Origin of the sequence: Streptomyces rishiriensis (genome assembly GCF_030815485.1) — a bacterium.
Taxonomy (GTDB): domain Bacteria; phylum Actinomycetota; class Actinomycetes; order Streptomycetales; family Streptomycetaceae; genus Streptomyces; species Streptomyces rishiriensis_A.
On the sequence record NZ_JAUSWV010000002.1, the window covers coordinates 6,484,482 to 6,510,129 of the forward strand.

Genomic DNA, 25,648 nt, shown 5'->3' on the forward strand with positions numbered 1-25,648 from the left:
GGAAAACGACAGCGAAGCACGGACAAGCTCTGTGTTCTGAGGACCCGATCTAGGAGTTTCCGTCCGTGACGACCGTCCAATCGCCTCCCGTACCCCCCACGGCGATACGTCCCCAAGTAGTGGCCCGCACCGGCCTGTACGCCGTGCTCGCCGCGAACGCGGCCGTCGTGACCCTCTTCGCCGTCCAGGCGGGCTTCGCCTCCAACGCACTCGTCGTGATCGGCCGCTTCGCCGGCCTGTACAGCGCCCTGCTGATGGCGTTCCAACTGCTTCTGGTGGCCCGGCTGCCCTGGCTGGACCGCCGCATCGGCATGGACCGGCTGACCAACTGGCACCGTTGGACCGGTTTCAGCCTGTTGTGGACGTTGGTCGGCCATGTGGTGTTCATCACCTTCGGCTACGCCGCATCCTCGTCGATGAACCCGGTGAACCAGCTCGTCGACCTCGCCGAGACCGTCGAGGGCGTGCTGCGCGCCGCCGTCGCGATGGTGCTGATCCTGGTCGTCGGCGGCGTTTCCGGCCGCTGGGCCCGTCGGCGCCTGGCCTACGAGACCTGGCACTTCATCCACCTGTACACGTACGCCGCCGTGATCCTGGCCTTCACCCACCAGGTCGTGGTCGGTACGACCTTCACCGCGTCGTCCGTCGCCACGGCGTACTGGTACGCGGTGTGGAGCGTCGCCCTCGGCTCGGTGGCTCTGGGCCGGCTGGTCCTGCCGCTGTGGCGGAACTGGCGCCACCAGTTGCGCGTCGAGGCCGTGGTCCCCGAGGCCGACAACGTCGTAAGCGTTTACATCACCGGTCGTGACCTGGACCGGCTGCCCGCCCGGGCCGGCCAGTTCTTCCTGTGGCGTTTCCTGACCAAGGACCGCTGGTGGCAGGCGAACCCCTTCTCCCTCTCGGCCGCGCCCGACGGCACCCGGCTGCGTCTCACCGCGAAGGCGGCCGGCGCCGGCTCCGCCGGACTGCGCCATCTCCAGCCCGGCACGCGCGTCTTCGCCGAGGGCCCCTACGGCGCCTTCACCGCCATGCACCGCACCCGGCCCGAGGCGCTGCTCATCGCCGGCGGCGTCGGCGTCACCCCCATCCGGGCGCTCCTGGAGGAGATCCACGGGCACGCGGTGGTCATCTACCGGGTGGCCGGCGAGCGGGACGCCGTGCTCTACGACGAGCTGCGCGACCTCGCCCTGGCCAAGGGCGCCGAGCTGCACCTGGTCACCGGGCCGCCGGTGCCGGACCGGCTGGCGCCGCGTGAACTCGCCGCGCTCGTACCGGACATCGCGGAGCGGGACGTCTTCCTGTGCGGACCGCCGCCGATGATGAACGCGGTCCTCGGCACCCTGCGTGAGCTGGACGTGCCCAAGCCGCAGATCCACTTCGAACGCTTCAGCCTGGCGGGATGAGAGAGACATCGTGAAGCGAGCCATACCTGTCCTGGTCCTGTCCGTGGCGGGTCTGATCCCGGTCTGGCGCTACGAGCCGTCGATCGGTACGACATCCACCACCGAGGCCGCCTCGACGCCCTCCGCGTCCCCCTCCACGTCGTCCTCGGGCTCCTCGGGATCGACCACGTTCACCGGTACGACCGTGTCCACCGAGAAAGGGGACGTCCAGGTTCGGATCACCTTCGAGGGCGAAAGGATCACGGCTGTGGAGATGTTGAAGCAGCCGGACCATCCGCAGACGACCGCGGCGGTGCCGAAGCTGATTGCGGAAACGCTTACGGCGCAGAGTGCGGACGTCGACACCGTTTCGGGTGCGACGATCACGAGCGACGGCTACCGGGAGTCCCTCCAGGCCGCGATCGACGCGAAGGGCGCCTGACGTGCACCGCGTCGAGCACGTCATGGGATTCCCGGTCTCGTTGCGGGTCGACGACACCGTCGTCCCCGACGGGACCGGGGACGCCGTGTTCGCGTGGCTGCGTGCGGTCGACGCACGGTTCAGCCCGTTCAAGGCCGACAGCGAGGTCTCCCGCTACGGCCGGGGGGAGCTGTCGGCCGACGAGCTGAGCGCCGACCTCGTGGAGGTGCTCGACATCTGCGAGCGGTACCGGGTGGCCACCGGCGGCGCCTTCGACATCCGGCTGCCCGGCCGCTGCCTGGACCCCTGCGCGGTGGTGAAGGGCTGGTCGGTGCAGCGGGCGGCGGAGTTGCTGACGGGGGCCGGGCTCACCCGGTTCTGCCTCAACGCCGGGGGTGACGTGGTCGTTTCCGGCGGGCCCTGGCGGGTCGGCGTACGGCATCCCGAGATCGCCGACCGGCTGTGCACCGTACTGGACCTCACCGACGGGGCCGTGGCGACCTCCGCTCGATACGAGCGCGGCGACCACATCCTCGACGGCCGTACCGGCCGTCCGGCGACCGGACTCGACAGTCTCACCGTCGTGGCCCCGACCCTGACCGACGCGGACACCGTCGCCACGGCCGCCTTCGCCATGGGCGCGGACGGTGTCGAGTGGGCGGCCGCACGGGACGGCTGCGAGGTGTACGCCGTGCTGCCCGGCGGACGCGTGCTGCGCACCGGCGGCTTCCCGACGGCGGGGACAGCGGCCGCGTGAGCGTCGAGGCGGTGGCTCTGGGAGTGGCCCTGTGGCTGCTCGGCTGGGGCGCGACGGTCCTCGCCTGGACATCGGGGCGGGGACGCAGGCCGCAGACCCGTCATCCAGGCCGGCGTTCCTGACCCCTGCCGCTCCGGTGCGAAACGCTTCGAAGCGGTTCCACAACGGATCCAGGGCATGCGGAAGGCGGGCCGCCGGTCCGGTGACACCGGCGGCCCGCTTCTTCTGTCCCGGTGTCCTCAGCTGACGTCGGACGCGTCCAGGCGGTAGAGACCGCTGTAGTCGGACACGGCCGTGCCGTTCGCCTCGACCCAGGTCGACACCCCGGAGTCCGAGGAGCCCTGGCCGTCGGCGCCGACCACGATGTAGTGCAGCTTGCCCGCCTTCACGAGGCTCTTCAGCTTGGCCAGTGTCATCGCGTTGTCGCTGCCGGACCAGCCGCCCATCGAAATGACCGGCTCGCCCGACTCCAGGATGATCGAGGAAGCCGTCTGGTCGGTGGCCACCGCCACCAGCCAGGTGGCACCGTCCTGGTTCTTCTTCAGGTATGTGATCATCGCGGACGACACCTCGGTACCGCCGCCGGCGCGACCGCCGGAGACGCCGGGCTCCGCCGTCCCCGACTCGGTCGTCCCGGACTCGCTCGTGCCGGATCGGGTCGTACTCGACTCCGTCGAGCCGCCGTTGTCCGTGTTGTCCGTGGAGCCGCCGCTGTTCGACGGAGGCTGACCCAATTCCTGGTCGGCGTCCGAACCACTCGTCCCCGTACCGGAGTTGGTTCCCGGTCCGCCGTCGCCCACGTTCCGCTGGCCGCCGCCACCGCCCATGCCGCCGGTGCTCGGCCCGGCCGTCGGGTTGGTGCCGTTGGTGCCGGAGGTCATGGCCGAGGCCGAGTACGCGGCCGGACCGGCGAGCAGCGCCACGACCGCTGCCAGTGCCGCGACGCCCATCAGCCGCTGCCGCTTCGCGAACCGGCCGACCAGCAGCCCGATCACCGAGGCGGCCCCCGCCACACCGGCCACGACCTCGGCAACCGTGTACAGCGTTCCGGAGCCGGAGGCCCGCTGGAGGAGGACGACCGCCCACACCGAGCTCGCCGCCACCGCGGCCGGCAGCACCCCACCCCATTTCGCCGCGGAGCCGTTACGGAAAGCGTTGTGGAGCATGACGCCGCCCGCGCCGGCCAGGGCCGCGATGCCGGGCGCCATGGCGGTGGCGTAGTACGGGTGGAAGGTGCCCTCGGCGAGGGCGAAGGTCAGGTAGTGCAGGACGAACCAGCCGCCCCACAGCATCAGCGCGGCACGCCTGGCATCCGTACGGGGCGCCCGGCCGCGCAGGACGAGACCCGCCATCAGCGCGATCGCCGCGAACGGGATCAGCCAGGAGATCTGGCCGCCCATGATGTCGTTGAACATCCGGTAGAGGCCCGCTTCACCGCCGAAGCCGGCACCGTTGCCCTGAGAGCCCACCGAGGAACTCGCCCCGAAGATACGGCCGAAACCGTTGTAGCCGATGACGAGGTCCCAGACCGTGTTGTCCGTCGAGCCGCCGATGTACGGGCGGGACGAGGCGGGGATCAGGTCGACGACCACCATCCACCAGGCACTGGAGACGACCAGCGCGACCGTAGCGACGGCAAGGTTGCGTATGCGCTTGCCCAACGAGACGTTCGCGGCCCACAGATACACCAGGAAGAACGCGGGCAGGACGACGTACGCCTGCATCATCTTCGTGTTGAACGCGAAACCGATGGCGACACCGGACCACACCAACGGCATCAGCCGGCCGGTGCGCACAGATTTCAGCAGTGCGGCGGCGCCCAGCAGCATCAGGAAGACGAGGATCGGGTCGGGATTGGTGTCCCGGGTGATGGCGACCGTGATCGGGGTGAGTGTCAGCGCCAGGGCGGAGATCGTCGCCGCCACCGCCCCGAAGTCCCGCTTGACCAGCCGGTGGAGAAGCGCGACGGAACCGGTTCCCACGGCGACCATCGGCAGCAGCAACTGCCAGGTGCCGTAACCGAAGGCGCGGGCGGACAGGCCCATCACCCAGAGGGCGAACGGCGGCTTGTCCACCGTGATGAAGCTGCCGGCGTCCAGGGCGCCGAAGAAGAATGCCTTCCAGCTCTTGGTGCCGCTGTAGACGGCCGCGTCGTAGAAGGTGTTACCGGTGACCGAGGAGAGGTTCCAGGCGTAGAGGACCGTGGCCAGGACGAGGATCGCCCAGAGCGCCGGGCGGGCCCAGCGCGGGTCTTCGGGGGCGCCGGTGAACAGGCGCCTGGCGCGGGAGGAAAGCCCGCCGTCGGAGGGAGGGACGGTGACCCGGTGGCGGGCGCCCTCCTCGTGGACCGGTACGGGCGGCGGGACGAGTGTCGTCATGACGCGTGCTCCAGGTGGATGTTCGCCCCGGTGGGCAGGACGGCGGCGGAGGTGGTCGTGCGTGCCGCAGGCACCCGGGGGGTGCTCGTGCGGCGGGGTACGGCGGGGAAATCGGCGCTGGTGTGGCGGGATACGGCGGGGAGGCGAGTGCGGCCGGTGCGGATGGTCACTCCGCTCGGGCGAAGCCGGGAGTGGGACAGTGCGCCGAGGTCGGCCTGTTGCCTGAGGTGGCAGTGGCGGGAGATGCGCTTCCGATCGGCGCCCGGCATGGCGGTCGCCTGGCGGTGGAGACGGCTGCCGGCGGGGAGGTTGCTGTGGCCGGACGGCAGCGGGGCGACCAGAGGGAGGCAGGTCGCCAGGCCTGTCGACAGGTCCACGTCCAGGGAGGCGGCGGCGCCGTCTGCGCTGAAGCGGTTCCACCCGTGTTTCAGGGGCCGGTCCCAGCCCCGGGCCCCGCCCGGCCCTGGCCCCGACCCTCTTCTTCCAGGTATGTCGCACGCACGCGAATTTGACGGAGCGTCAGGTCTGGGGCCATGCATCAAGTCGCCCGCGCCGACGTCGTCCACTGTCGCGAAGCAGTTCGGGAACGGAAACAGAAACAGAAACGGAAAGGAGAACGGCAACGGAAAGGGGTACGCGAACGGAAACCGGAACGCGAACGGAAACAGGAAGGATTCTTCGAGGTGGGCGTGGCGACGGTCGATGCCACCGGCGAGAAGGCGCGCCTCATTGCCCACCGGCACCGGCACCGGCACCGGCACCGGCACCGGCACCGGCACCGGCACCGGCACCGGCACGACGGGCACCGATACCCGCACGGGCACCCGCACGCGTTCCGGCACGGGCACGGGCACTGGCACGGGTACCGGCAGCACGGGCACCAGCACTTCGGCCGACCGCTGACGGACGCCTCCCGCCTTCGTTTCGTTCATGGCCATGACGATCGAGGCCATGTCTGGGGGAACCCTGAGCCGGTCCTGAGGGAAGAGTGAGAATCAGCGGACTCACAGGCAGCGCACAGAGGAAACCCCGCTCGCCCAGGTGCGGTTGGCGTGATCCACTGGGGACATGAGCCTGACGAGCGAGGTCTTCCTGGTGGGGGAGGGTGCTGAGCTCGACATCCTGGCCGGGCAGCGGGACGGTCGGCCCGACGGAATGGAACTGGCCGGGCCGGAATCCTGGCGCAGGACGGTCTGGGGCTCGCGGGCCATCCGCCGACTCGGCGCCCGGTTCCTGCCGGCGTCGGTGAGCGTGCACAACGGTGACGTCGTCGCTCCGGACGAGATCCCCGCCTTCCTGGCGGAAATCGATCGAGTACGCGCCTACTCGGAGCGGCTCACCGCCGAGACCCGCCCGTCCGACCGGACGGTCGAGAGCCACCATCTCCACGTCGCCCGCCGCCTGCATGGCATCGAGGCGAGCGCCCGGTACGCGCAGGGGGCCGGTGGCGGACTGCTGATCTGGTACGCGGTCTAGACTCTCCTCGCAACGGCCCGAACTCGTATCGAGAGCGGGCAGAAATTGCCAGACCCGAAGGGTATTCGGCGCTTTGATACGGATAGATTCAGTCACCAAGCGATACCCGGACGGCACGGTGGCGGTCGACCGGCTCTCCCTCGACATACCGGACCGTTCGATCACCGTCCTCGTCGGCCCCTCGGGCTGCGGCAAGACGACCACTCTGCGGATGATCAACCGGATGGTCGAACCCAGCGAGGGCACGATCCTCATCGACGGTGTCGACAGCCGTCGGCAGCCGGTCAACACGCTGCGCAGGTCCATGGGTTACGTCATCCAGAACGCCGGACTCTTCCAGCACCGGACGATCGTCGACAACATCGCCACCGTGCCCCGGATGCTCGGCTGGAGCAAGGACAAGGCCCGCGCGCGGGCACGGGAACTGATGGAACGGGTCGGCCTCGACGCCTCGTTCGCCAAGCGGTATCCCTACCAGCTCTCCGGCGGCCAGCAACAGCGCGTCGGCGTGGCCCGAGCGCTCGCCGCCGATCCGCCGGTCCTGCTGATGGACGAGCCGTTCTCCGCCGTCGACCCCGTGGTCCGCAAGGGCCTGCAGGACGAACTGCTGCGCATTCAGGAGGAGTTGGGCAAGACCATCGTCTTCGTCACGCATGACATCGACGAGGCCGTCAAGCTCGGCACCATGGTCGCCGTGCTGCGCACCGGCGGTCGGCTCGCCCAGTTCGCGCCGCCGGCCGAGCTGTTGTCCGACCCCGCCGACGCGTTCGTCGAGGACTTCCTCGGCGCCGACCGGGGCATCCGGCGCCTGTCCTTCTTCTCCTCCGCCGGCCTGGAACTGCTCACCACCCCGATCGTCGCGATCGACTCCACGGCCGAGCAGATCGCCGCGCGTGGCGCGACCGACGCGCCCTACCTCCTCGTCACCGGTCTGGACGGCCGTCCGCTCGGGTGGAGCGAGCCCGGCGCGCTGACGGCCGGACGGGTCGACGCCGCCCGACTGCTGTCGTACGGGCGGCCGTTCGTCGCCGGGCGGGACTCGCTGCGCGCCGCCCTCGACTGCGCGGTCCTGTCGCCCACCGGCTGGGCGGTCGCCGTGGACGCCGAGGGCCGGGCCACCGGAGTCGTCTCCCAGGCGGCCATCGGCGAGGCCATCCGCGGCGCCCACGCGGTAGGCCGTGAGGAGCAGCCGACGCCCGCGGTGAGCGCCCAGAAGGTCATCCGGTGAACCGCTTCTTCGACATCCCCAGCGACCTCCAGCACGACTGGCTCGGTCTCATCGGGCTGCATCTGCGCGAGGCGCTGCTTCCGGTGCTGGGCGGGCTGCTGCTCGCGCTTCCGCTGGCCCAGCTGTGCGTGCGGCTGCGCTGGCTGTACCCGCCCGTGCTGTGGGTGACGACCGTGCTCTACGCGATCCCGTCCCTGGCCTTCTTCGTCGTCCTCATCGACTACACGGGGCAGACCGAACTGACGGTGATGATCCCGCTCACCATCTACAGCCTGGTCGTGCTCGTGCCGGCGATCGTCGACGGCGTCCGTTCGGTCCCGCAGGAGACCCTCGCCGCCGCGACCGCCATGGGCTTCGGACCCGTACGCCGTTACGTCCTGGTCCAGTTGCCGATCGCGGTGCCCGCCATCATCGCCGGCCTGCGGGTCGCCACCGTGTCCAGCATCAGCCTGGTCAGTGTCGGCATGCTGATCGGCAACCAGGGTGCGCTCGGCAACCTGCTGCACGACGCACAGATCTACAACCGGCCGGAACTCGCCTGGAACTCCGTGATCACGAGTGCCGCTCTGGCGGTGCTCGCGGACGCACTGCTGGTCGTCGTACGGATTCTGCTCACGCCCTGGATGCCGAGCGGCGCGCGCGTGGAAAAGAGCAAGCCGGCCGGGGTCCGGCCGGAACCGGCCGTGCCCGCCCTGGAGGACGCAGCCCGGTGAACGTCATCAATTTCGTAAGCGCCTTCTTCAGCGAGAGCGCGCACTGGCAGGGTTACGACGGAATCCCCACCCGCGTGTGGGAACACGTCCAGTACTCCCTGGAAGCCCTTGCCCTCGCTGCCGTGATCGGGCTGCCGATCGGCCTGGTGACGGGTCACTACGGGCGGGGCGGAAACGTCCTTTCCCTGGTTGCCACCGCCGGTCGGGCGCTGCCCACCTTCGGTCTGCTGGTGGTGACGACCATCGTGCTCGGGTTCGGCATGCTGCCGGTGATGATCCCGCTGGTCGTCCTCGCGGTCCCGCCGATCCTGGTCACCACGTACGAGGCGGTGCGCTCCGTCGATCCGTCCCCCGTGGACGCCGCACGGGGTATGGGCATGGGGGAGTCCGGCGTCCTGCTGCGCGTGGAACTGCCCGTGGCGCTTCCGATGATCTTCGGTGGGCTGCGTTCGGCGGCCATCCAGATCGTCTCCACGGCCACCATCGCCGCGTACGTCAGCCTCGGTGGTCTCGGCCGCTACATCGTCGACGGCCTCTACCAGCACGACTACGAGAAGGTGGTGGGCGGCGCCACCCTGGTCGCCGGCATGGCACTCGCGACACTCGCGGTGTTCTGGGCGGCGGCCAAGGTGACGGTCTCGCCGGGGGTCCGCAGGAGCAACTAGGACCGGTCCTGGCTCCGGGTCAGGAGCAACTAGGACCGGTCCTGGCTCCGGGTCAGGAGCGACTAGGGCCGGTCCTGGCCCCGGGGTGACGGCCGAACAGCGATCGCGTCCACCTCGAACAGCATGCCCGGCAGGGCGAGCGAGGCGACCCCGCTCAGGGTCTGGGCGGGCAGCCGCTCGCCGAAGCGGGCATGCAGGGCCTTGCCCAGGATCCCGAGCCTGCCGGGATCGTGGTCGACGACGAACGTACCCAACCGCACGACGTGCCGGAGCCCGAGGCCCACCCCGGCCAGCGCCGCCTCCAGTCGGTCGAAGGCCAGTTCCACCTGGGCGCCGAAGCCGCCGGGCACGGGGGCTCCCGACGCGTCCGAGGCGTACTGACCCGCGAGGAAGACCAGTTCGCCGGGCGCCGACACGGCATGGCTGTAGCCGAAGGGCGTGGGGTCGTGCAGGACGGGCGGGTTGGTGATCGTACGTTCGTCGTGCCTGTGGCTCTGGCTGCGGCTGTCGCTCGGGCTCTGGCTCGGGCTCTGGTTCATGACGGAAACAACTGCGGTGCGGGGGAAGGCCATTCCCCCGCACCACAGTTCCGTTTCGGTAACCGCTGTCTTCGCCGTTGCCGACCGACCCGGTCGGTGCCGGACCTTTCCAGGCATTGTCGAGCGTTTTCGCGTTCCTGTTGCCGTTCCCGTTCCTGTTCCCGTTTCTGCTTCTGCGCCCTTCCGAACCGGGACGCTGTCACCCGCCCGACCGGGCCAGCGCCTGTTCCAGCACGACCAGCAGGGCGTCGCGTACCGAGCCGCGCTCGCGGGCGTCGAAGACGAGCAGTGGGACGCCCTCGGACACGTCGAGGGCCCAGCGGACCTCGTCCAGCGTGTGCGCGGTCTGGCCGTCGAAAGCGTTTACCGCAACGGCGAACGGAATCTGCTTGTGTTCGAAGTAGTCGACTGCGGCGTAACAGTCGTCGAGACGGCGGGTGTCCACGATGACGAGCCCGCCGACCGCGCCTTCGACGATGTCGTCCCACATGAACCCGAACCGCTCCTGCCCGGGCGTGCCGAACAGATACAGCTTCAGTGTCGGGTCGATGGTGATGCAGCCGAAGTCCATCGCGACCGTGGTGGTGGTCTTGCGCGGGGTGTGGCTGAGGTCGTCCACACCCGCCGCGACCTCGGTGATGGCCGCTTCGGTGGTCAGCGGCTCGATCTCGGAGATCGAGCCGACGGCGGTGGTCTTGCCCACGCCGAAACCGCCCGCGATCACCAGTTTCACCGGCAGCGGCGGCCGTACGGCGGCCTGGCCGGCCGAGGTGCGGACCAGCGGTTCAGTCGGTGTCACGGAGTACCCCCCGGGAGTCGGGGATGGCCCGCAGGCCATCGATAACCCTGCGCAGAACGGATGCGTCGTGGGTGACGCCGGAGTCGGGCACGTGCACCGACAACTGCCCCGCCGTCCGGAGGTCCTCGGCGAGGACCCGCACCACGTTCAGATGCAGCCGCAGCCTGGCCGCGATCTCCGCGATGGACTGCGGGACGCGGCAGGCGGCGACGATGTCGTGCTGTTCGAAGGAGAGCCGGTCGAGCGCGCCGAGCCCGCCGGTGGTGGCCACCAGCTGTGTCTCCACGGGCATCGTCCGGCCGGACGACGCCTCGCCCGCGCCGCCCGCGACCCGGCCGGCGGTGACCAGGAAGGGCCGGACGGCGGGTGCGGGACCGACGGGTACGACGCCGTCCTCGCCGGGCCCGCGCGGTGTGCGGCCGTCCGCCATCGGTGTTCGCTCTCTCTACGGTGGCACGCGCTCAGCGCGTACGCGTGGCGCCGACGCTGTTCTTCAGTTCCAGGACGAGCTGCGGGCTGAGCGCCGTGCCCGCGCGGTTGGCGAACACCGTCATCTCGTAGGCGATGTTGCCCAGCTTGGCCTCCTTGTCGGTGACGACGCCGAGCACGGCGCCGCTGCCGATCGCGGAGACCAGGACATGGCCGCCCTCCAGGTCGATGATGACCTTGTTCAGGCCGCCCAGCCCGTAGTTGCCGGAGGCGCCCGCGGCCAGGCTGGTGATGCCTGAGACGATCGCGGCCAGCCGTTCGGAGTCGGCGTGCTCGCGCAGCTCCGACACCGCGATCAGCAGTCCGTCCGAGGACACCGCGATGGCGTCCACGACCCCTGCGGTCTCGGTGGCGAAACGATTGAGCAGCCAGGTGAAGTCGGCTGCGGCGGCCCGCAGGTCGGTCGGCCTGGCGTCTCCGGCGGGAGTCTCACCTGTCGACGTGCTCACTGCTCGGCTCCTTCCGGAAGGTGGTTCTGGTGGTGCGTGCTGTCCCGGACGGTGATCGGGTCGGTGATCGGTCCGGTCCGGTCGGACCCGTCGGACGGCTCTGTCCGGTCGGTCCTCTCGGGCGAAACGTCGGGACGGTGGTCGGGCCGGCGGTCGTTCCGGCGGTCGGTCGGGTCTTCGGGGGTGGGGGTGGCGAGGGGGTGGGACTCGACGGGGCGAGGGTGCTCGCCGGTGTCCCGGTGCGCACGGGCCACGGCCGCCTCGAACTCCTCCAGCGCATCACGTACGGCGTCCGCGTCGGCGGGGCGGGGGGCCTGCCGCGCGGCCTGCTGGGCGGCGGCGTCGGCGGTCGTCCTGAGCGTGGCGCCACGCACCCGCCGGCGGAGCGGGCGGGAGCCGTCGGGACCGACGGCGAACGGGTCGGCCCCGGCCTGGGCACGGGCCGAGAGGGGACCGCCGGACCCGGTGGCGCGGTCGAGCGGGGACGGTTCGGCGCCATGGTCGGCGACGATGTGCTCCGCCCCGCGGACGGAGTCGCCGGAGCCGCTCGTCGCGCGGCCCTGGCCGCTCTCGGGTCCGGACGGGTGGGCGTGCGGCGCGGCCTGCGCCGTACGCGCGGCGGGGTGGGACCCGGTCGCGTGGACGTGTGACGACTCCCCGGTACCGGCGGAGGTCGTGCGCTCCGCCGTACGGGCGCGCTCCCCGGGTTCGTCCTGCGCGCGGGCGTGGGACGTCGTCCCGGCCGTACGGGGCGCCGGGATTCCGACGCCGGCCGGGTAGGAGCGGGCTGCCGGCCCACCGGTGGTGCCGGACTCGGCCCCGGTACTGACCGTTGCCTCGTGCGGGGCGGGGAGTTCCTCGTCGGCGGGGGACCCGGACTTCGCCGTACGGGCGGAGACACCGGTTTCGGCGGCAAGCTCGGAGGAAACGGTTGCAGCCGCATGCCCGGTGAGGTCGGAGGAAACGGTTGCAGCCGCATGCCCGGTGAGGTCGGAGGAAACGGTTGCAGCCGCATGCCCGGTGAGGTCGGAGGAAACGGTTACAGCCGCATGCCCGGAGGAAGGGGAGCCGATGTCACCGGTAACGCTGGAGGAACCGCTTTCCGCGATACGGGACGCGATACCGGTTTCATCGATACGGGATGAGACACCGGTTTCCGCCGTACGGGACGAGATACCGCTTTCCGCGGTTGCGGCGGAGGTGGCTGTCACCGTGGTGGCGGTGTCGCGGGTCGGGTCTTCGGTGTCGCGCGTCGGGTCGTCCGTGCCGGTCGCCGGAGCGAGCGGGGCCTCGGCCTCTCGTTCGTCCGGGGACGGATCGCGGCGGGGGACCCGGCGCGGGAGCGCGGTCGCGTCGTCCTCGCGCGTGGCCCAGGACGGAACCGTGGACGGGATCGAGTTCGACGGCGAGGGGCCGGCCGCGGGGGCCGACGGGGCGGCGAGCGCCGCCGCGGCCGGGGACGACGGTGTGCCGGGGGAGGCGGGCCTGCCCACCGCACCCAGCTCGTTCATCGTCAGGAGCAGCGTCGACGGGATCAGCACTTCGGCCGTCACGCCGCCCCCCGGGGTGCGGGAGAGGGTGACGTCGACGTCCCAGCGGCGGGCCAGTGCGCCGACCACGAAGAGGCCCAGCACCTTCGTCGGGACGACGTCGAGGCGTTCGCGGCGCACGAGGCGGGAGTTCTCCTCGGCGAGGCGCTCGGCGCTCATGCCCAGACCGTGGTCGGCGACGGTGATCGAGGCGCCGTCGTGATCGGAGCCGACGACCACCTCGACGGGGCTGCCCTCGGGCGAGAACGACACGGCGTTCTCCAGGAGTTCGGCGATCATCAGCGTGAGGTCGCCGATGATGTCGGGCTCCACCATGGCCTCGGTCGCGGCGCGCAGTTGAACCCGCTGGAAGCCCTCGATCTGGCCCAGCGCGGCGCGTACGACGTTGGTGAGTTCGGTCGGGCCGGCCTCCAGGACGGTCTCGCGGATGCCGGCCAGCAGCATCAGGCTGTCGGCGTTACGGCGCAGGCGGACCGCGATGTGGTCGATGGAGTAGAGCCGTTCGAGCAGTGCCGGGTCGGTCTCGCCGCGCTCCACCGCGTCGATCAGAGCAAGTTGACGTGTCGTCAGGTTGCTGACGCGGCGGCCGACGTTGCCGAACATCTCGGCGACGTTGCGGCGGCTGAGGACCTGGCGTTCCAGCAGCGCGGCCGCGGTGGTCTGCACGTTGTTGAAGGCCTCGGCGAGTTCACCGATCTCGTCGTCCGCGGTGACCGGCAGCTCACGCAGGCGCGGAGGGCCGGACTCCTCGGCGTCGTCGTCGGCGACGCGGGCGAGCTCGCGGCCCGCTACGTCGGCGACCTCCTGGGCGGCCCCCGTCAGTGCCAGCACCGGACGGACCACGGAGCGGCGTACCAGGATGGAGAAGGCGATCCACAGGGCGAAGGAGAGCAGCGCCAGGGTGAGCAGCAGACCCGCGCGCCACTGGGCGCTGGAGGCGGTGTCGTCGGCCCGGTCGGCGATCTGGTCGATGAGCGACGCGGTGATCTTCAGCCGGTTCCGGGCCTGCGCGCTGTAGTCGGGGTAGGAGGCGATGGCCGCGCGGAACGCCGTACGGATCTCGGCTTTGGACTCTGCCTGCAACGCGCTCGGGTCGACGGCCAGTTCGGCGTAGTGTTGGCCGATCGAAGCCTGCGAGGCGTTGTGCTCGATGCCGCCGAACTCCTCGTTCTGCGTGTCGTTGGCGAACCGCTCGAACCGTTCGGCCTGGTAGGTGAACAGCTCGTAGGAGCCGACCGCGCCGGTGAACTCGATCAGCGCGTTGCTGTCGCCGGTCCGTGCGGAGAAGACGCCGGTCTCGAAGGCGCCGTGCGCGGCGTCGGCGCGCAGCAGCGAGTCGAGGAGGTTGCCGGTGAAGGTCGTCGCGAGGGCGGCGTTGCGGTCCAGGCCCAGGCCGTCGATGAGGCCGTCGGCCGCACCCGAGTACGCCGGGTCGATGTTGTCGGCCGGCAGATAGCCCTGTTCGATGGTGGCCCGCAGGCCGGCGAGGCCCTGGACCTCCTTCAGCGCCTGCACCTCGGTGTCCGGCAGCCGCTCGCCGAAGGCGTCGACCACCTTGCGTACCTGCGCGTCCACGGCCGCCTGCGCCTGCCGGTAGCCGTCGGTGGAGGGGGTGCCGCCGTCGAAGGACGCCTCGTGCCGCACGGAGAGCAGGATCGCCTGCTGGTGTTCGTCCTGCAGTTGGGCGACGAGCTGGGCGACCTGCGCGCTGTCACGCACCAGTTGGGCGGCGTCCTCCGCGCGGTTGGACTCCTGCACCAGGTCGACGATGAGGTACGTCAGCAGCAGCGCGATCACCGTCAGCGGGATACCGACGAGTACGTTCAACTTGCGCTGGAAGGGCCACCGGTCGGCGAAACCCCGCAGGCCCCGGCGCACGGACGTCGGTGCCGAGGATCTCGACCGGGCGGACGCGTCCACCTCTTTCGTGGACACCGGGCCTCCTTCAAGAAGGTGTTGCAGGCGTGCAAGGGGGTTCGCATGCATGCCGGAACTCTGCACACACGTGTCCGAATATGAATGATACGGAAGCGGCCCCCGCACACCGCTGTGGCCGACGCCGACTGCTGTGGCGGACGCCAACTCCGGCGAGACTATCGCCTATTCGAACGGCCGAGCGCGTAGCCCTACGTCAAGAATCCATTACGAAGCGGTGAACCGGAACCTGTCCGGGACCACCGGAGAGGTACCCGGACGATCTTCTGATCCCTGCGCAAGCGATCACGGATCGAAGCCAATCGGTAACCCGGCTGCTCTTGACTGATCGAGAAGCGGGTGGATTGGATCAGGACAGAGTGTTTGAGTTCTCATCAACCCCACAGCCCGGAACGGGAACCGTGACTTCCAACGCCCACAGCAGCAGGTCCCTCAGGAACCACCCCGGTGCGGCGGCCGTCGCCCTCGCGGCCGTGACGGTCCTGCTGGCGGGATGCTCCTCCTCGTCCGACGACACCTCCGACCCGCTCGCCGGCGACAAGGCGGCCGGTGACACCGTTGTCGTCGGCTCCAACAACTTCGCCGAGAGCATCCTGATCGCCGACATCTACGGCGAGGCCCTGAAGGCCAAGGGCATCAAGGTGTCCTACAAGCCCAACATCGGCAGCCGTGAGACCACGTACGGCCTCCTCAAGAACGGCTCCATCACCGTCCTGCCGGAGTACAACGGCTCGCTGCTGGCCTACCTGGACGCGAAGGCCGAGCAGACCTCGCTCGCGACCGTGAACGCCGCGGCGACGGCCAAACTCGACTCCAAGCTCACGCTGCTGGAGTCGTCGCCGGCCGAGGACAAGGACTCCGTCACGGTCAACGCGGCGACCGCCGAGAAGTACAACCTCACCGCGACGTCCACGCTCGCCGACCTCAAGGACATCGCGCCGGAGCTGGTCCTCGGCGGTTCGCCCGAGTTCCAGACCCGCCAGCAGGGCATGCTCGGCCTGGAGTCGGTGTACGGGCTGAAGTTCAAGTCCTTCAAGGCCCTGGACGCCGGCGGCCCGCTGACCCAGGCCGCGCTGAAGAAGAACACCGTGCAGGCCGCGGACGTCTTCACCACGGACCCGACCATCACCAAGGAGAAGTTCGTCGTCCTCCAGGACCCCAAGAACCTCTTCGGATTCGCGAACGTGACCCCGCTGGTCTACAAGAGCGGACTCTCCCAGGAGGGCGTCGACGCCCTCAACGCCGTCTCCGCCAAGCTCGACACCAAGACCTTGCTCGAGCTGGACTCCCAGGTCCAGCTGGAGAGCAAGGACCCGCTGGACGTCGCCAAGGCCTGGCTGAAGTCGGCCGGCCTCGGCTGAGGTTCCACCGGATCACGTGAACCGTTGGACACGACAGCAAACGGTGCGACCCGGGTTCCCCCGCAGCGCGGGGACGCCCGGATCGTCCTGAACGGAACCGCCCTCACCGTCGGCGAGCTGATCGCGCTCGTCGACGGTGAGGCCGTCCCCGTCGTGGCCCCCGAGGCCCGCGAGCGGGCCGCCCTCTCCTGGCGCACCGCACAGCGACTCGCCGCCGTCGGACGGCTGTACGGCCGGGGCACCGGCGTCGGCGCACACCGCTCGGTGCCGGTCGACGAGGGCGACGAGGCCGCGCACGGCCTGCGCCTGCTGCGCAGCCACGCGGGCGGAGCGGGCGCCCCGCTCCCCGCCCGCCAGGTCCGCGCCATGCTCGCGGTACGGGCCAACCAGCTTCTCGCCGGTGGCTCCGGCATCCAGCCCGCCCTCATCGATGCCCTCGTCGACGCCCTCCGCCTCGGCGTCCATCCGGCCGTCAACGAGTACGGCGGCGTCGGCACCGGTGACTTGACGGCGCTGGCCCAGACCGGCCTGACGCTGATCGGCGAACGACCCTGGCTGAGACCGGAGTTGACGGAGCCGGGCGTCACTCCTGAGCCGGAGGGCAGAACGACCGGCCGGCTGCGGCAGGCCGGACAGGGCGAGCAGGCAGACCAGGCACAGCGGGCCGAGCGGGGCAGCTCGGCGAACCAGTCCGAGTCGGATGCACGGTGGGCCGGTCGGTCATGGACGGCTCGGACAGCCGGGCCGACCGGGTCGGCGGCCGCGGATGCCCCCGGTGACGAGCCCGGTACGACCGGTACCGAGTCCGGTACCGAGACCGTTGCCGCTGCTCGGCGTGTCGTCGACCCCGTGGTTCGGCTGGTCACCCTGCCCGGACCCGCCGCCCGGACCGTTTACGTCCCCGTCTGCGCCCCCACCCCGGTCGCGGCCGCCGACTCCGCCCCAGGCGCCGCCCCTGCCCCCGGGCTCCCGGCGCCGGTCGTCCTTCAGCCCGGTGATGCGCTGGCCCTGCTGAGCAGCAACGCGCTCGCGTTGGGGCAGGCCGCGCTCGCCCAGCGTGATCTCGACGTGTTGTTGCGCGCCACGCACGCCGTCGCCGCCCTGTCCCTCGCCGCGGTGTCGGGTTCGCCCGAGGCGTATGCCGCGCCCGTACACGCCTTGCGGCCCTATCCCGGCGCGGCCCGCGCGGCCGGTGAGGTGCGGCGGCTGCTCGGTCTGCCCGATCGGCCGCAGGGCCGGGGCCGGCGGATCCAGGACCCCTTCGGGTTTCGCGCCTTCCCGCAGGCGCACGGATGCGCCCTGGACGCCTCCGAACGGCTGCGTGAGGTCATCGAGGTGGAGGTCAACTGCCCGTCGGAGAACCCCCTCATGGATCCCGACAGGGCCACCGCCTACCATCACGGTGGCTTCTTCGCTGCGCCGCTGGGCCTCGCCCTGGACGCCGCCGTACTCGCCCTGCTGCAGACCGCGCAGCTCTCCGCCGCTCGTCTGACGGCGCTCGGTGACCCCGGTCTCACCGGCCTGCCCGCGTTCCTCGGTGGAGGCCCCTCGAGCAGCTCGGGCACGATGATCCTGGAGTACACCGCCAACTCCGCCTTGGCGGAGCTGCGTTCGGCGGCGACGCCCGCCTCGGCGGGCCACGCCGTCCTGTCGCGAGGTCTGGAGGAGGCCGCCAGCTTCGCCGGACAGGCCGCCCGCCAGACCTCGCGGGCAACGGACGCCTACACCACCGTCCTCGCATGTGAACTCGTCGTCGCGGTACGGGCCTTGCGGATGCGCCCGGGCCAGATGGACTCACTGTCACCGCCGGGCGCAGTCCTCGCCGCGGCCACGGCCGTTCTCCCCACGGGTCTGGAGGACCGTCCGCTGACCGGAGACGTGCTGGTGGCTGCCGAACTGCTGCCGGTGCTGGCCGAGTTGTGAGTCCTTCCACTCGGGAGCGGCTCCGGTGAGGGGCCTCGCTCAGTAACCCACGTAGAACGTCGCGTCCTGCTTCTCGGTGGCCGTCGAGACCGGGTCGATCCGCAGTACGTAGTTCGAGTGCCGGATGTAGCGCGTCGGGTTGTTGTAGGAGCGGAACGACGCCCATCCGGAGTCCGCCAGGCCCGCCGTACGGTAGAAGGTCGCATCACCGGCGAAGGCCGACGTGCCGTCGTTCGCGTCCAGTTGCAGCTGGTAGTTGTAATGACGCAGGTACCGGGTCGGGTAGTTCACCGACTGGAAGGAGACCCCGGAGCTGTCGGCCAGGCCGGGGACGAGCTTCCACTGCGAGTCGGTGTACAGGTCGAAGGGGTACGTGTCGATGCGTCCGACGTAGTTGGAGTGGCGGACGTAACGGTCCGGGTAGTTGTACGACTTGAGCCGGTTCCAGGCCGGGGCGCCCCACTTGGCGACGAGGTTGCTGTACTGCGTGCTCGTGATCGTCGTGACACCGCAGTGCTTGGAGTTCACCGGCTGGGTGTACGTCTTCTGGTCGAGCGCGGTCCAGGTGCCCGCCGACAGGTTGGTGGACTGCCAGGCGTAGAAGACGCCGTTGGGCGTGTAGGTGTCACCCCAGAGCCACCAGGTGCTGGAGGTGAGTGACTTGACGAGGGTCGGCGCCTCGGTGCCGCCGTGGGCGACCCCCGTGTTGAACACCGTGAAGCTGCCGGGGTCGAGGGTGCTGGACCGTGCGCCCACCAGCGTCTGGTCCTTCTTGAAGTAGAGGTAGTTGACGCCGTTCACCCCTACGGCCATGTCGCCGTCGATCACGTCGTAGCCGGGGTCGAAGAAGACCTGGGGCGCCGAGGCGGTGACGAAGTCGGTGGTGTAGTTGACCATGATCACGTTGTGTCCGCTGGAGTTCACGGCGGAGTAGATGAGCGCGTACTGACCCCGGCCCGCGTCCCAGAACGCCTCCGGCGCCCAGCTGTGGGTGTTCATGTCGTGCAGCTTCAGCCGGTGATAGCCGGTGAAGGTGCGCAGATCGGTCGAGTTCCACACGTGCACGTACTGGCTGACGTAGCTCCAGTCGGTGCCCTTGAGGTCGGTGGCGATCACCACGTAGGTGCCGTCCTGCTTGCGCAGGATGAACGGGTCGCGCAGCCCCAGTGCGCCCTCGGTGGGCGTGACCACGGGGTTGTTCTGGTTGAGCGGCATCCACTGCAACCCGTCGGTGCTGACGGCGAGGTGGAGGCCGTAGTCGGTGCCGGCGCCGAGGCTGGTCGATTCGGTGAAGTAGCCCATCACATAGGCCGAGTCGGCCGCGTGGGCGGACGGGACGCCGAGGGTGAGGGACAGGGGGACGGCGGCGGCCGCGCCCAGGACGAGGCGGCGGGAGGGGTTGGGGGTCATATGCGCTCCAGGGGTGCGGGGTGCCCTTTGATGCCGACTCAGAGGTTCGAAATGTCGAACCAGGTTCGGTGAGTCGGTCAGAAGGTAGGGGCGTGCGGGGAACAGGTCAATCACCGGGACACGCTTGGCGGTTTTCCGCCGTGTGCCTGTGTGCGGCCCATGGAAATTCCGGCGATCTCGACGCCGGTCCGGACTAGTCTCGGCGACCGTGAACAGGAGACGGCAGAAGAAACTCACCAAGCGTCTGTTGTCGGCGGTGATGTTCGACGGCGGTACTCGGGTCGACCTGCTGCTGCGGGCCGGCGCCGACCCCGCGGCCGCCGACGCCGACGGAACCACCCCGTTGTACGTGGCCTGCGTCCAGGGGGCCGCCGACAACGCGCGCAGACTGCTCGCGGCCGGTGCGCCCCCCGACGCCGAGAGCGCGGGTTCGGGCGCCGAGGGCACCCCGTTGTGCGCGGCAGCCTGCTGGGGGCACCTCGACGCCGTCCGCGCCCTGCTCGCCCACGGCGCCGACCCCAACCTCCGCGAGGACCACGGAACGGGACTGACCCCACTGGAGTGGGCGGCCGCGGGACCGCACCCGGAAACGATGGCCGCACTGCGCGCCGCGGGAGCACGCTGACGGAAGTCGGAAAGTCGGGCGCCATGGCTCCCGGCCACTACGGGCCACCGGTGCTGCGAGCCGGGCTGGAGCCGTCGGGCTGCCGGACCGTCGGCAAAGTGGGCAGACAGGCCGGATGGGCAGACAGGCGGACTGGGAAAACAGGCGGAGTGGGCGGGCAGGCCGGACGGGGAAGACAGGCGGAGTGGGCGGGCAGGCCGGACGGGGAAGACAGGCGGAGTGGGCGGGCAGGCCGGACGGGTCCTGTCAGTACGGGGGTTCCCTCACCGGACCGGATTCGACCGGAGTACGACATCCTCGATCAGTCGGTCGATGAGAGCGATCAGTACGTCCCGGCAGGAATCACGTTCCCGCGCGTCGCACAGCAGCACGGGAACCTGCTCCGGCAGCGCCAGCGACTCCTGGATCTCCTCCGTCGGATACGGGTGCAACCCGTGGAAACCGTTTGCCGCAACGACGAAGGGGATGCCCCGGCGCTCGAAGAAGTCGATCGCGGCGAAACTGGACTCCGGCCTCCGCACATCGATGAGCACCACCGCCCCCAGGGCGCCGATCGCCAGGTCGTTCCACATGAACCAGAACCGCTGCTGGCCGGGCGTGCCGAAGAGATACAGCACCAGGTCGTCGCCGATGGTGATCCGTCCGAAGTCCAGGGCCACCGTGGTGGACCGTTTCTCCTCGATGCCTTTCAGGTCGTCCACGTCCAGCCCGGCGACGGTCAGCGGTTCTTCGGTGCGCAGTGGCGCGATCTCGCTGACCGCCCCGACCATGGTGGTCTTCCCGACGCCGAAGCCGCCGGCGATGAGGATCTTCACCGTGTCCGGCGCGACCGCCGTACCGGCGCTGAGGGCGGTGGGAGCGGTGGAATCAGATCCGGCCAAGGCCGTCCCTCACTTTCTTCAGCAGATCGAGATCCGGGGTGCCGGCGCCGGTGACGGGACGGGGCGGCCTGGCCGTGATCAGGCCCGCCTCCAGCAGGTCGCAGAGCAGGATGACGACCACGCTCACGGGCAGGTCGAGACGGGCCGCGACTTCGGCCACGGCGAGCGGCCGGGCGCACAGCCGCAGGATCCGGGTGTGCTCGGGCTGCTGCCGCGCGACCCGCTCGGGCGGCGGGTCGACGGCGGTCACCGTCGTGATGAGCGTGAAGTCGGCACGGCTGGGCCGGGTCCGGCCACCGGTGAGGGTGAACGGCCTGACGAGCCGGCCCGCTTCGTCGCCTCCGCTCACCTCACCCGCCGTTGGTGCGGGCCGCGGGACCGACATGGGCCCGCGGCGCCGCGCTGAGGTGCTCGCCGATCTTCTTCACGAGCATGTTCATCTGGTACGCCACCACGCCCACGTCCGCGTTCTTCCCCGCGAGCACGACCAGATGGGCCCCCGGGCCGGCCGAGGTGAGGATCAGGTAGCTGTTGGCCATCTCGATGAGCGCCTGGCGGACCGGGCCGCCGCGGAAATCCATGCTGACGCCCTTGCTCAGACTCATCAGGCCGGAGGCGGTCGCCGCCAGCCGCTCGGCGTCCTCGCGAAGGAACCCGGTGGACTTGCTCACCACCAGCCCGTCCTCGGAGAGCACGACGGCCTGGTTGACGTCGGCGACCCGGTCCACGAGACCGGTGAGCAGCTGGTCGAGCTGGGTGTTCGTGCCGGGGATCGAGCGTGTCATCGTGAAGTCCTTCATGAGCGGTCGGCGGGCGGTGTCGGGGTCCGGGAGGCGCCCGCGGTGGTGACCGGCGGGCCGGGGGCCTCCTCGGCGGATGTTTCCTGCGGATCGTCGAGCGACAGGTCGGCGTCGGCGTGTGCTCGCAGCGTGCCTCGCTGGAAAGCGGCGAGGGAAGAGGCGGCGCGCTCCGCGGTGAAATCGTCCGGGTAACCGTCTTCCTCGACGGCCGCGGTGGACGCGGAGGCGGCGGAGTCCTCGCGCAGCTCGGTGGCGAGGCTGGTCTGCGGGACCCTGCGGGGCAACGGGGTGAGACCTTCGGGGCGCGCGACCGCACCCGGGCCGGCCGTCGGGGACGCGTCGCCCGCCGGGGAAGGGGAGCCCTCCGACGAGGGGGAGCCTTCCGACGAGGGGGAGCCTTCCGTGGAACGCGAGTCGGCCGAGTCAGGGCCGTCCGAGGAGCGTCGGCCGAGTGCCGGGTCCCCTCCACCGGCCGACAGCGGACCGGAGTCGCGCACCGGGGCGGAGGCGCCGGCCGTCGGGAGAGGCGAGGCGACCCGTCCGGTCGGCGACCTGCTGTGCTCCCGCGCCGTGTCCGCGGCGGCCCGCAGAGGTGACGGGACGTCCGGTTCCGACATGCGGGAACCGGCGGTCACCGCCTCACCGGAGACCTCCGCAGCCGGGACCCTCGGGTCCGCCGGGTCTGCCGGGTGCGTCGACTCGGTCGGGTCCGTCGACTCCGCCGGGTTCGCGGGGTCGGCCGGGTCCGCCTGGTCTGCCGGGTCCTCTCGGACCACGACGTCGTGCGGGACCAGCACGATGGCCGTGGTCCCGCCGTACGGCGACGGGCGCAGGGTGACGGTGATGCCGTGCCGGGTCGCGAGCCGGGCGATCACGAACATGCCCAGCCGCAGGTCGTCGGCGAGTGCCACCACGTCGAACTGGGGCGCAACCGCCAGCTGCTCGTTGAACGAGGCGTAGTCCTCCTCCGACATACCGAGTCCGCGGTCCTCGACCTCGATCGCCAGGCCCCTGGCCACCAGTGTGGCCCGCACACCGACCGGGCTGGGCGCAGGCGAGTAGGACGTCGCGTTGTCGATGAGCTCGGCGAGCAGATGGATCACGTCCGCCACCGCGGGAGGCGCGATGTACACGTCTTCCTCGGTGTGCACCTCGGCCCGCCGGTACTCGGCGACCTCCCCGACGGCGCCGCGCAGGATGTCGATCAGCGCCACCGGCTCCGTCCAGCTGCGTCCCGGCCGACCGCCGCTGATGATGACGAGATTCTCCTCGTAGCGCCGCAACTGACTGGCGGTGGAGTCCAGTTCGTAGAGCCCGTTGAGGACGTCCGGGTCCTGGTGCCGTCGCTCCAGTGCGTCGAGCTTGCTGAGCTGGAGGTTGACGAGGTTCTGGCTCTGCCGGGCGATGCCCAGGATGACCTTCTGGAAGCCCCGCCGGGTGTCGGCGAGTTCGACCGCCGTGTGTACGGCGGTGCGCTGCGCCGTGTTGAACGCCGCGGCGACCTGGCCGAGTTCGTCGCCGCCGTAGTCCAGCGGCGGAGCCGCGGAGTCCACGTCGACGGTCTCGCCCCGGTCCAGCCGGGCCACGACGTCCGGGAGCCGCTCCTGCGCCAGGCTCAGTGTGGCCATCCGCAGTCCGTGCAGCCGCCGGGACAGCGAGCGGGTGATCCGCCACGACATGCCGACGCACATCAGCAGGGCGACGAGACCGCCGGCGCTCAGCGAGGCGGCCGTGATGAGCAGCTCGCGCGCCTCGTCTGCGCTGTGCTGGAGCAGCGCCGTGGTTTGCAGCCGGATCAGCCCCGAGTACTGGTCGGAGACCTCGATGAGCGCGGCCCGCCACTCCTTCTGCACGTCCGGCAACGCGATGTCACCGCTTTCGCCCTGTTTCGCGCGGGCCGCCAGCACCTTGTCCTCGACGGACTCCAGGATCTGCCACTGGTAGCTCGTCAGGATCTTCTCGGTCTGCTCCTTCGCGGGGCCGGTGAGCGAGGGGACGATCTGGTCCTGCACGAGCCAGCGCCGGGTGTTCACCAGCTGGGCGAACTCCGCCCACGTCTTCTCGTCCATCCGTTGCCGGGGCCCGGCGAGCGTCAGTTGAAGGTCCTCCTCGGAGACCAGTTCCGCCGCGTGCTCCAGGGCGACGAGCGGTCCGGCCTGTGAGGTGAGGTCGCCGTCGTCGACCTGGGACAACTCCTGGAAGGCGTGGATCTGGTCGTCGATGATCGACGTGTACTGGTCCAGTGCCTGGGCGGCGGTGATGTCGACGGGGTCGTCCACCTGGCCCCGGTAGTACTCCAGGCTGCCCACGGAGGCGACGACCGAGTACATCCGGTCCCTGACGCGGTCGGACGCCTGCTGGATGTCGTCCGACCGGGCGACGAGTTCGGCGACGGCCACGTCCGTCCGTTCGCGCTGTGCCTCCAGCGCGGCCCGGGAACCGGCGGGCCCCGAGGCGAGCCACACGGCTGACAGGCTGCGTTCCTGCTGGAGCATGAGCGTCGCCTCGGTGCCCATGGCGCCGGTGGACCGGCTCAGTTCGGTCTGCGCGCGCAGCCGCAGCCCCTCCGCGAACATCTGGGTCGTCGTCACACCCCACATGGCGGCGAGGGTGACGCTGGGCACCAGTGCCAGCAGGATCAGGGAGAGACGTATGGAGCCGAGACGTCGGCGCCGGGCACCTGTCCGTGGAGACATAGTCGTCCTAGAGCGATCAGCGGGGGGCGGGGGGAGAGGAGAGAACCGGGGGGAGGAGAGCGGGGGGTGGAGGAGGTGGAGGGGAGGAGCAAACGGTTCCGTCAGCGGGTGCCGGCGGCGGCGAAGCGCGCGACTTCGGCGACGTTGGTCTTCGTGACGAAGGCCGGACCGGTCAGCACGGGCGCCGCACCGCCGCCGCTGAGGTTGCCGTTGGTCTTGTAGATCCAGAGCCCGTCGACGGCCAAGTAGCCTTGCAGGTAGGGCTGTTGATCCACAGCAAACTGCACGCTACCGTCGCGGACGGCCGTCACCAGGTCCTTGTTGAGGTCGAAGGTGGCGACCTTGGCCTTGCTGCCGGCCTGCTCGGTCGCCTGCACCGCGGCGAGCGCGAACTGCGCGCCGTTGGCGACGACTTCGTCGATGTCCGGATCCTGCCGCAGGCGTGCCGCCACGGCGGCGGTCACGGCGTCCATGTCCGTTCCGTCGACGTAGAGCATCTCGGTCTCGCCGGTGAACGTCTTCTTCACGCCCGCGCAGCGCGCCTCCAGGGCGATGTTGCCCCGTTCGTGGATGACGCACAGCGCGTGCTTCGCACCGAGGCCGTCGAGTTTGTCGCCGACGGCGCGGCCCGCGACGCTCTCGTCCTGGCCGAAGTACTCCAGGAGGCCGGCCGAACGCCAGGCGTCGATACCGGAGTTGAGTCCGACCACGGGTATGCCGGCCGCCTTGGCCCGGGCCACCGGGCCCTTCATGGCCTGCGGTTTGGCGAGGGTCACCGCGATGCCGTCGACCCGGTCGCTGATGGCGTCCCGCACGAGTTCGGCCTGTCCGGCGGCGTCGGAGTCGCTGGCGTAGGTCAGGTCGACGCCGTCCTTGGCGGCCGCGGCCTCGGCGCCCTTGCGCACCAGCTCCCAGAAGTCGTCGCCCTCGGCGCCGTGGGTGACCAGGGTGATCTTGATCCGGTCGCCCGAGCCACCCGCCGTGTCCATGTCCGAGCCGGACGACGTGCCCGCGGAGCAGCCGGTCGACAGGAGAAGGCAGCAGGCCGCGGCCAGGGCGGCGAGGCGTACGGAGCCGAGAGGAGAAGGAGCTGAGGGGGCCGAGAGGGTGGGGAGGGGAGTGTTCATGGGGGGCTGCACCTCGCTGTGCGGCAGAGCAGGGAGGACGGGGC

General features: G+C 70.5%; 24 protein-coding genes. 11 read left to right on the top strand and 13 right to left on the bottom strand.

Annotation, left to right across the window (positions count from 1 at the left end):
- Positions 1-65 precede the first annotated feature (65 nt).
- The 4 genes from QF030_RS31340 to QF030_RS31355 are packed head-to-tail and all read left to right on the top strand — an operon-like array spanning position 66 to position 2,682.
- Positions 66-1,403 (top strand): ferredoxin reductase family protein, encoded by a 1,338-nt coding sequence (locus tag QF030_RS31340; protein ID WP_307165925.1) that lies wholly within the window; start codon positions 66-68, stop codon positions 1,401-1,403.
- 10 nt (positions 1,404-1,413) lie between these two features.
- Entirely contained in the window at positions 1,414-1,824 is a 411-nt protein-coding gene (locus QF030_RS31345; protein ID WP_307165926.1) for an FMN-binding protein, read from the top strand.
- 1 nt (position 1,825) lies between these two features.
- Positions 1,826-2,560 (top strand): FAD:protein FMN transferase, encoded by a 735-nt coding sequence (locus QF030_RS31350; RefSeq protein ID WP_307165927.1) that lies wholly within the window; start codon positions 1,826-1,828, stop codon positions 2,558-2,560.
- On the top strand, positions 2,557-2,682 hold the full coding sequence (locus QF030_RS31355) for a hypothetical protein (RefSeq protein WP_307165928.1): 126 nt from the start codon (positions 2,557-2,559) through the stop codon (positions 2,680-2,682). Before QF030_RS31350 ends, QF030_RS31355 begins: the two co-directional genes overlap by 4 nt.
- Before the next feature lie 117 nt (positions 2,683-2,799).
- Here the strand turns inward: QF030_RS31355 and QF030_RS31360 are convergent, their stop codons facing one another.
- Together QF030_RS31360 and QF030_RS31365 are read right to left on the bottom strand one after the other, a co-directional pair.
- Complete coding sequence (locus QF030_RS31360) at positions 2,800-4,938, bottom strand: ArnT family glycosyltransferase (protein WP_307165929.1); 2,139 nt, start codon at positions 4,936-4,938, stop codon at positions 2,800-2,802.
- Positions 4,935-5,891 carry a hypothetical protein gene (locus QF030_RS31365; RefSeq protein ID WP_307165930.1) on the bottom strand — a complete coding sequence of 319 codons (957 nt, stop codon included), beginning with the start codon at positions 5,889-5,891 and terminating at the stop codon, positions 4,935-4,937. Before QF030_RS31365 ends, QF030_RS31360 begins: the two co-directional genes overlap by 4 nt.
- 115 nt (positions 5,892-6,006) lie before the next feature.
- On the opposite strand from QF030_RS31365, the gene QF030_RS31370 reads away from it, so the two are divergent.
- The 4 genes from QF030_RS31370 (at position 6,007) to QF030_RS31385 (ending at position 9,020) form a co-directional block, all read left to right on the top strand.
- Positions 6,007-6,414, top strand: coding sequence for a hypothetical protein (locus QF030_RS31370; RefSeq protein WP_307165931.1), 408 nt, complete (start codon positions 6,007-6,009; stop codon positions 6,412-6,414).
- A gap of 73 nt (positions 6,415-6,487) precedes the next feature.
- On the top strand, positions 6,488-7,642 hold the full coding sequence (locus QF030_RS31375; protein ID WP_307165932.1) for an ABC transporter ATP-binding protein: 1,155 nt from the start codon (positions 6,488-6,490) through the stop codon (positions 7,640-7,642).
- A complete protein-coding gene (locus QF030_RS31380) occupies positions 7,639-8,355 on the top strand; it encodes an ABC transporter permease (protein ID WP_307165933.1) in 717 nt (238 codons plus the stop codon). Before QF030_RS31375 ends, QF030_RS31380 begins: the two co-directional genes overlap by 4 nt.
- Positions 8,352-9,020, top strand: coding sequence for an ABC transporter permease (locus QF030_RS31385; RefSeq protein WP_307165934.1), 669 nt, complete (start codon positions 8,352-8,354; stop codon positions 9,018-9,020). Before QF030_RS31380 ends, QF030_RS31385 begins: the two co-directional genes overlap by 4 nt.
- Positions 9,021-9,082: 62 nt before the next feature.
- On the opposite strand, the gene QF030_RS31390 is transcribed toward QF030_RS31385, so the two are convergent.
- The 5 genes from QF030_RS31390 to QF030_RS31410 all read right to left on the bottom strand — a co-directional run bounded on the left by QF030_RS31390 (position 9,083) and on the right by QF030_RS31410 (position 14,781).
- Positions 9,083-9,559 carry a RidA family protein gene (locus QF030_RS31390; protein WP_307165935.1) on the bottom strand — a complete coding sequence of 159 codons (477 nt, stop codon included), beginning with the start codon at positions 9,557-9,559 and terminating at the stop codon, positions 9,083-9,085.
- A gap of 199 nt (positions 9,560-9,758) precedes the next feature.
- Positions 9,759-10,358: a GTP-binding protein gene (locus tag QF030_RS31395; RefSeq protein WP_053742700.1), complete on the bottom strand. Its 600-nt coding sequence runs from the start codon at positions 10,356-10,358 to the stop codon at positions 9,759-9,761.
- Positions 10,345-10,788, bottom strand: a complete 444-nt coding sequence (locus QF030_RS31400) for a DUF742 domain-containing protein (RefSeq protein WP_307165936.1) — start codon at positions 10,786-10,788, stop codon at positions 10,345-10,347. The genes QF030_RS31395 and QF030_RS31400 overlap by 14 nt, the downstream gene beginning before the upstream one ends.
- A 31-nt stretch (positions 10,789-10,819) precedes the next feature.
- Complete coding sequence (locus QF030_RS31405) at positions 10,820-11,296, bottom strand: roadblock/LC7 domain-containing protein (protein ID WP_190147619.1); 477 nt, start codon at positions 11,294-11,296, stop codon at positions 10,820-10,822.
- Complete coding sequence (locus QF030_RS31410; RefSeq protein WP_307165937.1) at positions 11,293-14,781, bottom strand: ATP-binding protein; 3,489 nt, start codon at positions 14,779-14,781, stop codon at positions 11,293-11,295. The genes QF030_RS31405 and QF030_RS31410 overlap by 4 nt, the downstream gene beginning before the upstream one ends.
- 401 nt (positions 14,782-15,182) lie before the next feature.
- On the opposite strand from QF030_RS31410, the gene QF030_RS31415 reads away from it, so the two are divergent.
- Complete coding sequence (locus QF030_RS31415) at positions 15,183-16,142, top strand: ABC transporter substrate-binding protein (RefSeq protein WP_307165938.1); 960 nt, start codon at positions 15,183-15,185, stop codon at positions 16,140-16,142.
- 24 nt (positions 16,143-16,166) lie between these two features.
- The gene (locus QF030_RS31420) at positions 16,167-18,065 is read left to right on the top strand and encodes an aromatic amino acid lyase (protein ID WP_307165939.1); all 1,899 of its coding nucleotides are present in this window, start codon (positions 16,167-16,169) and stop codon (positions 18,063-18,065) included.
- 39 nt (positions 18,066-18,104) lie between these two features.
- Here QF030_RS31420 and QF030_RS31425 read toward each other — a convergent pair whose 3' ends face one another.
- Complete coding sequence (locus QF030_RS31425) at positions 18,105-19,475, bottom strand: glycoside hydrolase family 43 protein (RefSeq protein ID WP_307165940.1); 1,371 nt, start codon at positions 19,473-19,475, stop codon at positions 18,105-18,107.
- A gap of 208 nt (positions 19,476-19,683) precedes the next feature.
- Between QF030_RS31425 and QF030_RS31430 the strand changes: the two genes are divergently transcribed.
- Entirely contained in the window at positions 19,684-20,100 is a 417-nt protein-coding gene (locus QF030_RS31430) for an ankyrin repeat domain-containing protein (protein ID WP_307165941.1), read from the top strand.
- Positions 20,101-20,363: 263 nt separating this feature from the next.
- Here QF030_RS31430 and QF030_RS31435 read toward each other — a convergent pair whose 3' ends face one another.
- The 5 genes from QF030_RS31435 to QF030_RS31455 all read right to left on the bottom strand — a co-directional run bounded on the left by QF030_RS31435 (position 20,364) and on the right by QF030_RS31455 (position 25,604).
- Entirely contained in the window at positions 20,364-20,981 is a 618-nt protein-coding gene (locus QF030_RS31435; protein WP_307165942.1) for a GTP-binding protein, read from the bottom strand.
- On the bottom strand, positions 20,968-21,330 hold the full coding sequence (locus QF030_RS31440; protein WP_307165943.1) for a DUF742 domain-containing protein: 363 nt from the start codon (positions 21,328-21,330) through the stop codon (positions 20,968-20,970). Before QF030_RS31440 ends, QF030_RS31435 begins: the two co-directional genes overlap by 14 nt.
- 1 nt (position 21,331) lies before the next feature.
- Positions 21,332-21,766 (bottom strand): roadblock/LC7 domain-containing protein, encoded by a 435-nt coding sequence (locus tag QF030_RS31445; protein ID WP_307165944.1) that lies wholly within the window; start codon positions 21,764-21,766, stop codon positions 21,332-21,334.
- A gap of 11 nt (positions 21,767-21,777) precedes the next feature.
- Positions 21,778-24,477 carry a sensor histidine kinase gene (locus QF030_RS31450; RefSeq protein ID WP_307165945.1) on the bottom strand — a complete coding sequence of 900 codons (2,700 nt, stop codon included), beginning with the start codon at positions 24,475-24,477 and terminating at the stop codon, positions 21,778-21,780.
- Between the two features lie 101 nt (positions 24,478-24,578).
- Complete coding sequence (locus tag QF030_RS31455) at positions 24,579-25,604, bottom strand: substrate-binding domain-containing protein (protein ID WP_307165946.1); 1,026 nt, start codon at positions 25,602-25,604, stop codon at positions 24,579-24,581.
- Positions 25,605-25,648 lie beyond the last annotated feature (44 nt).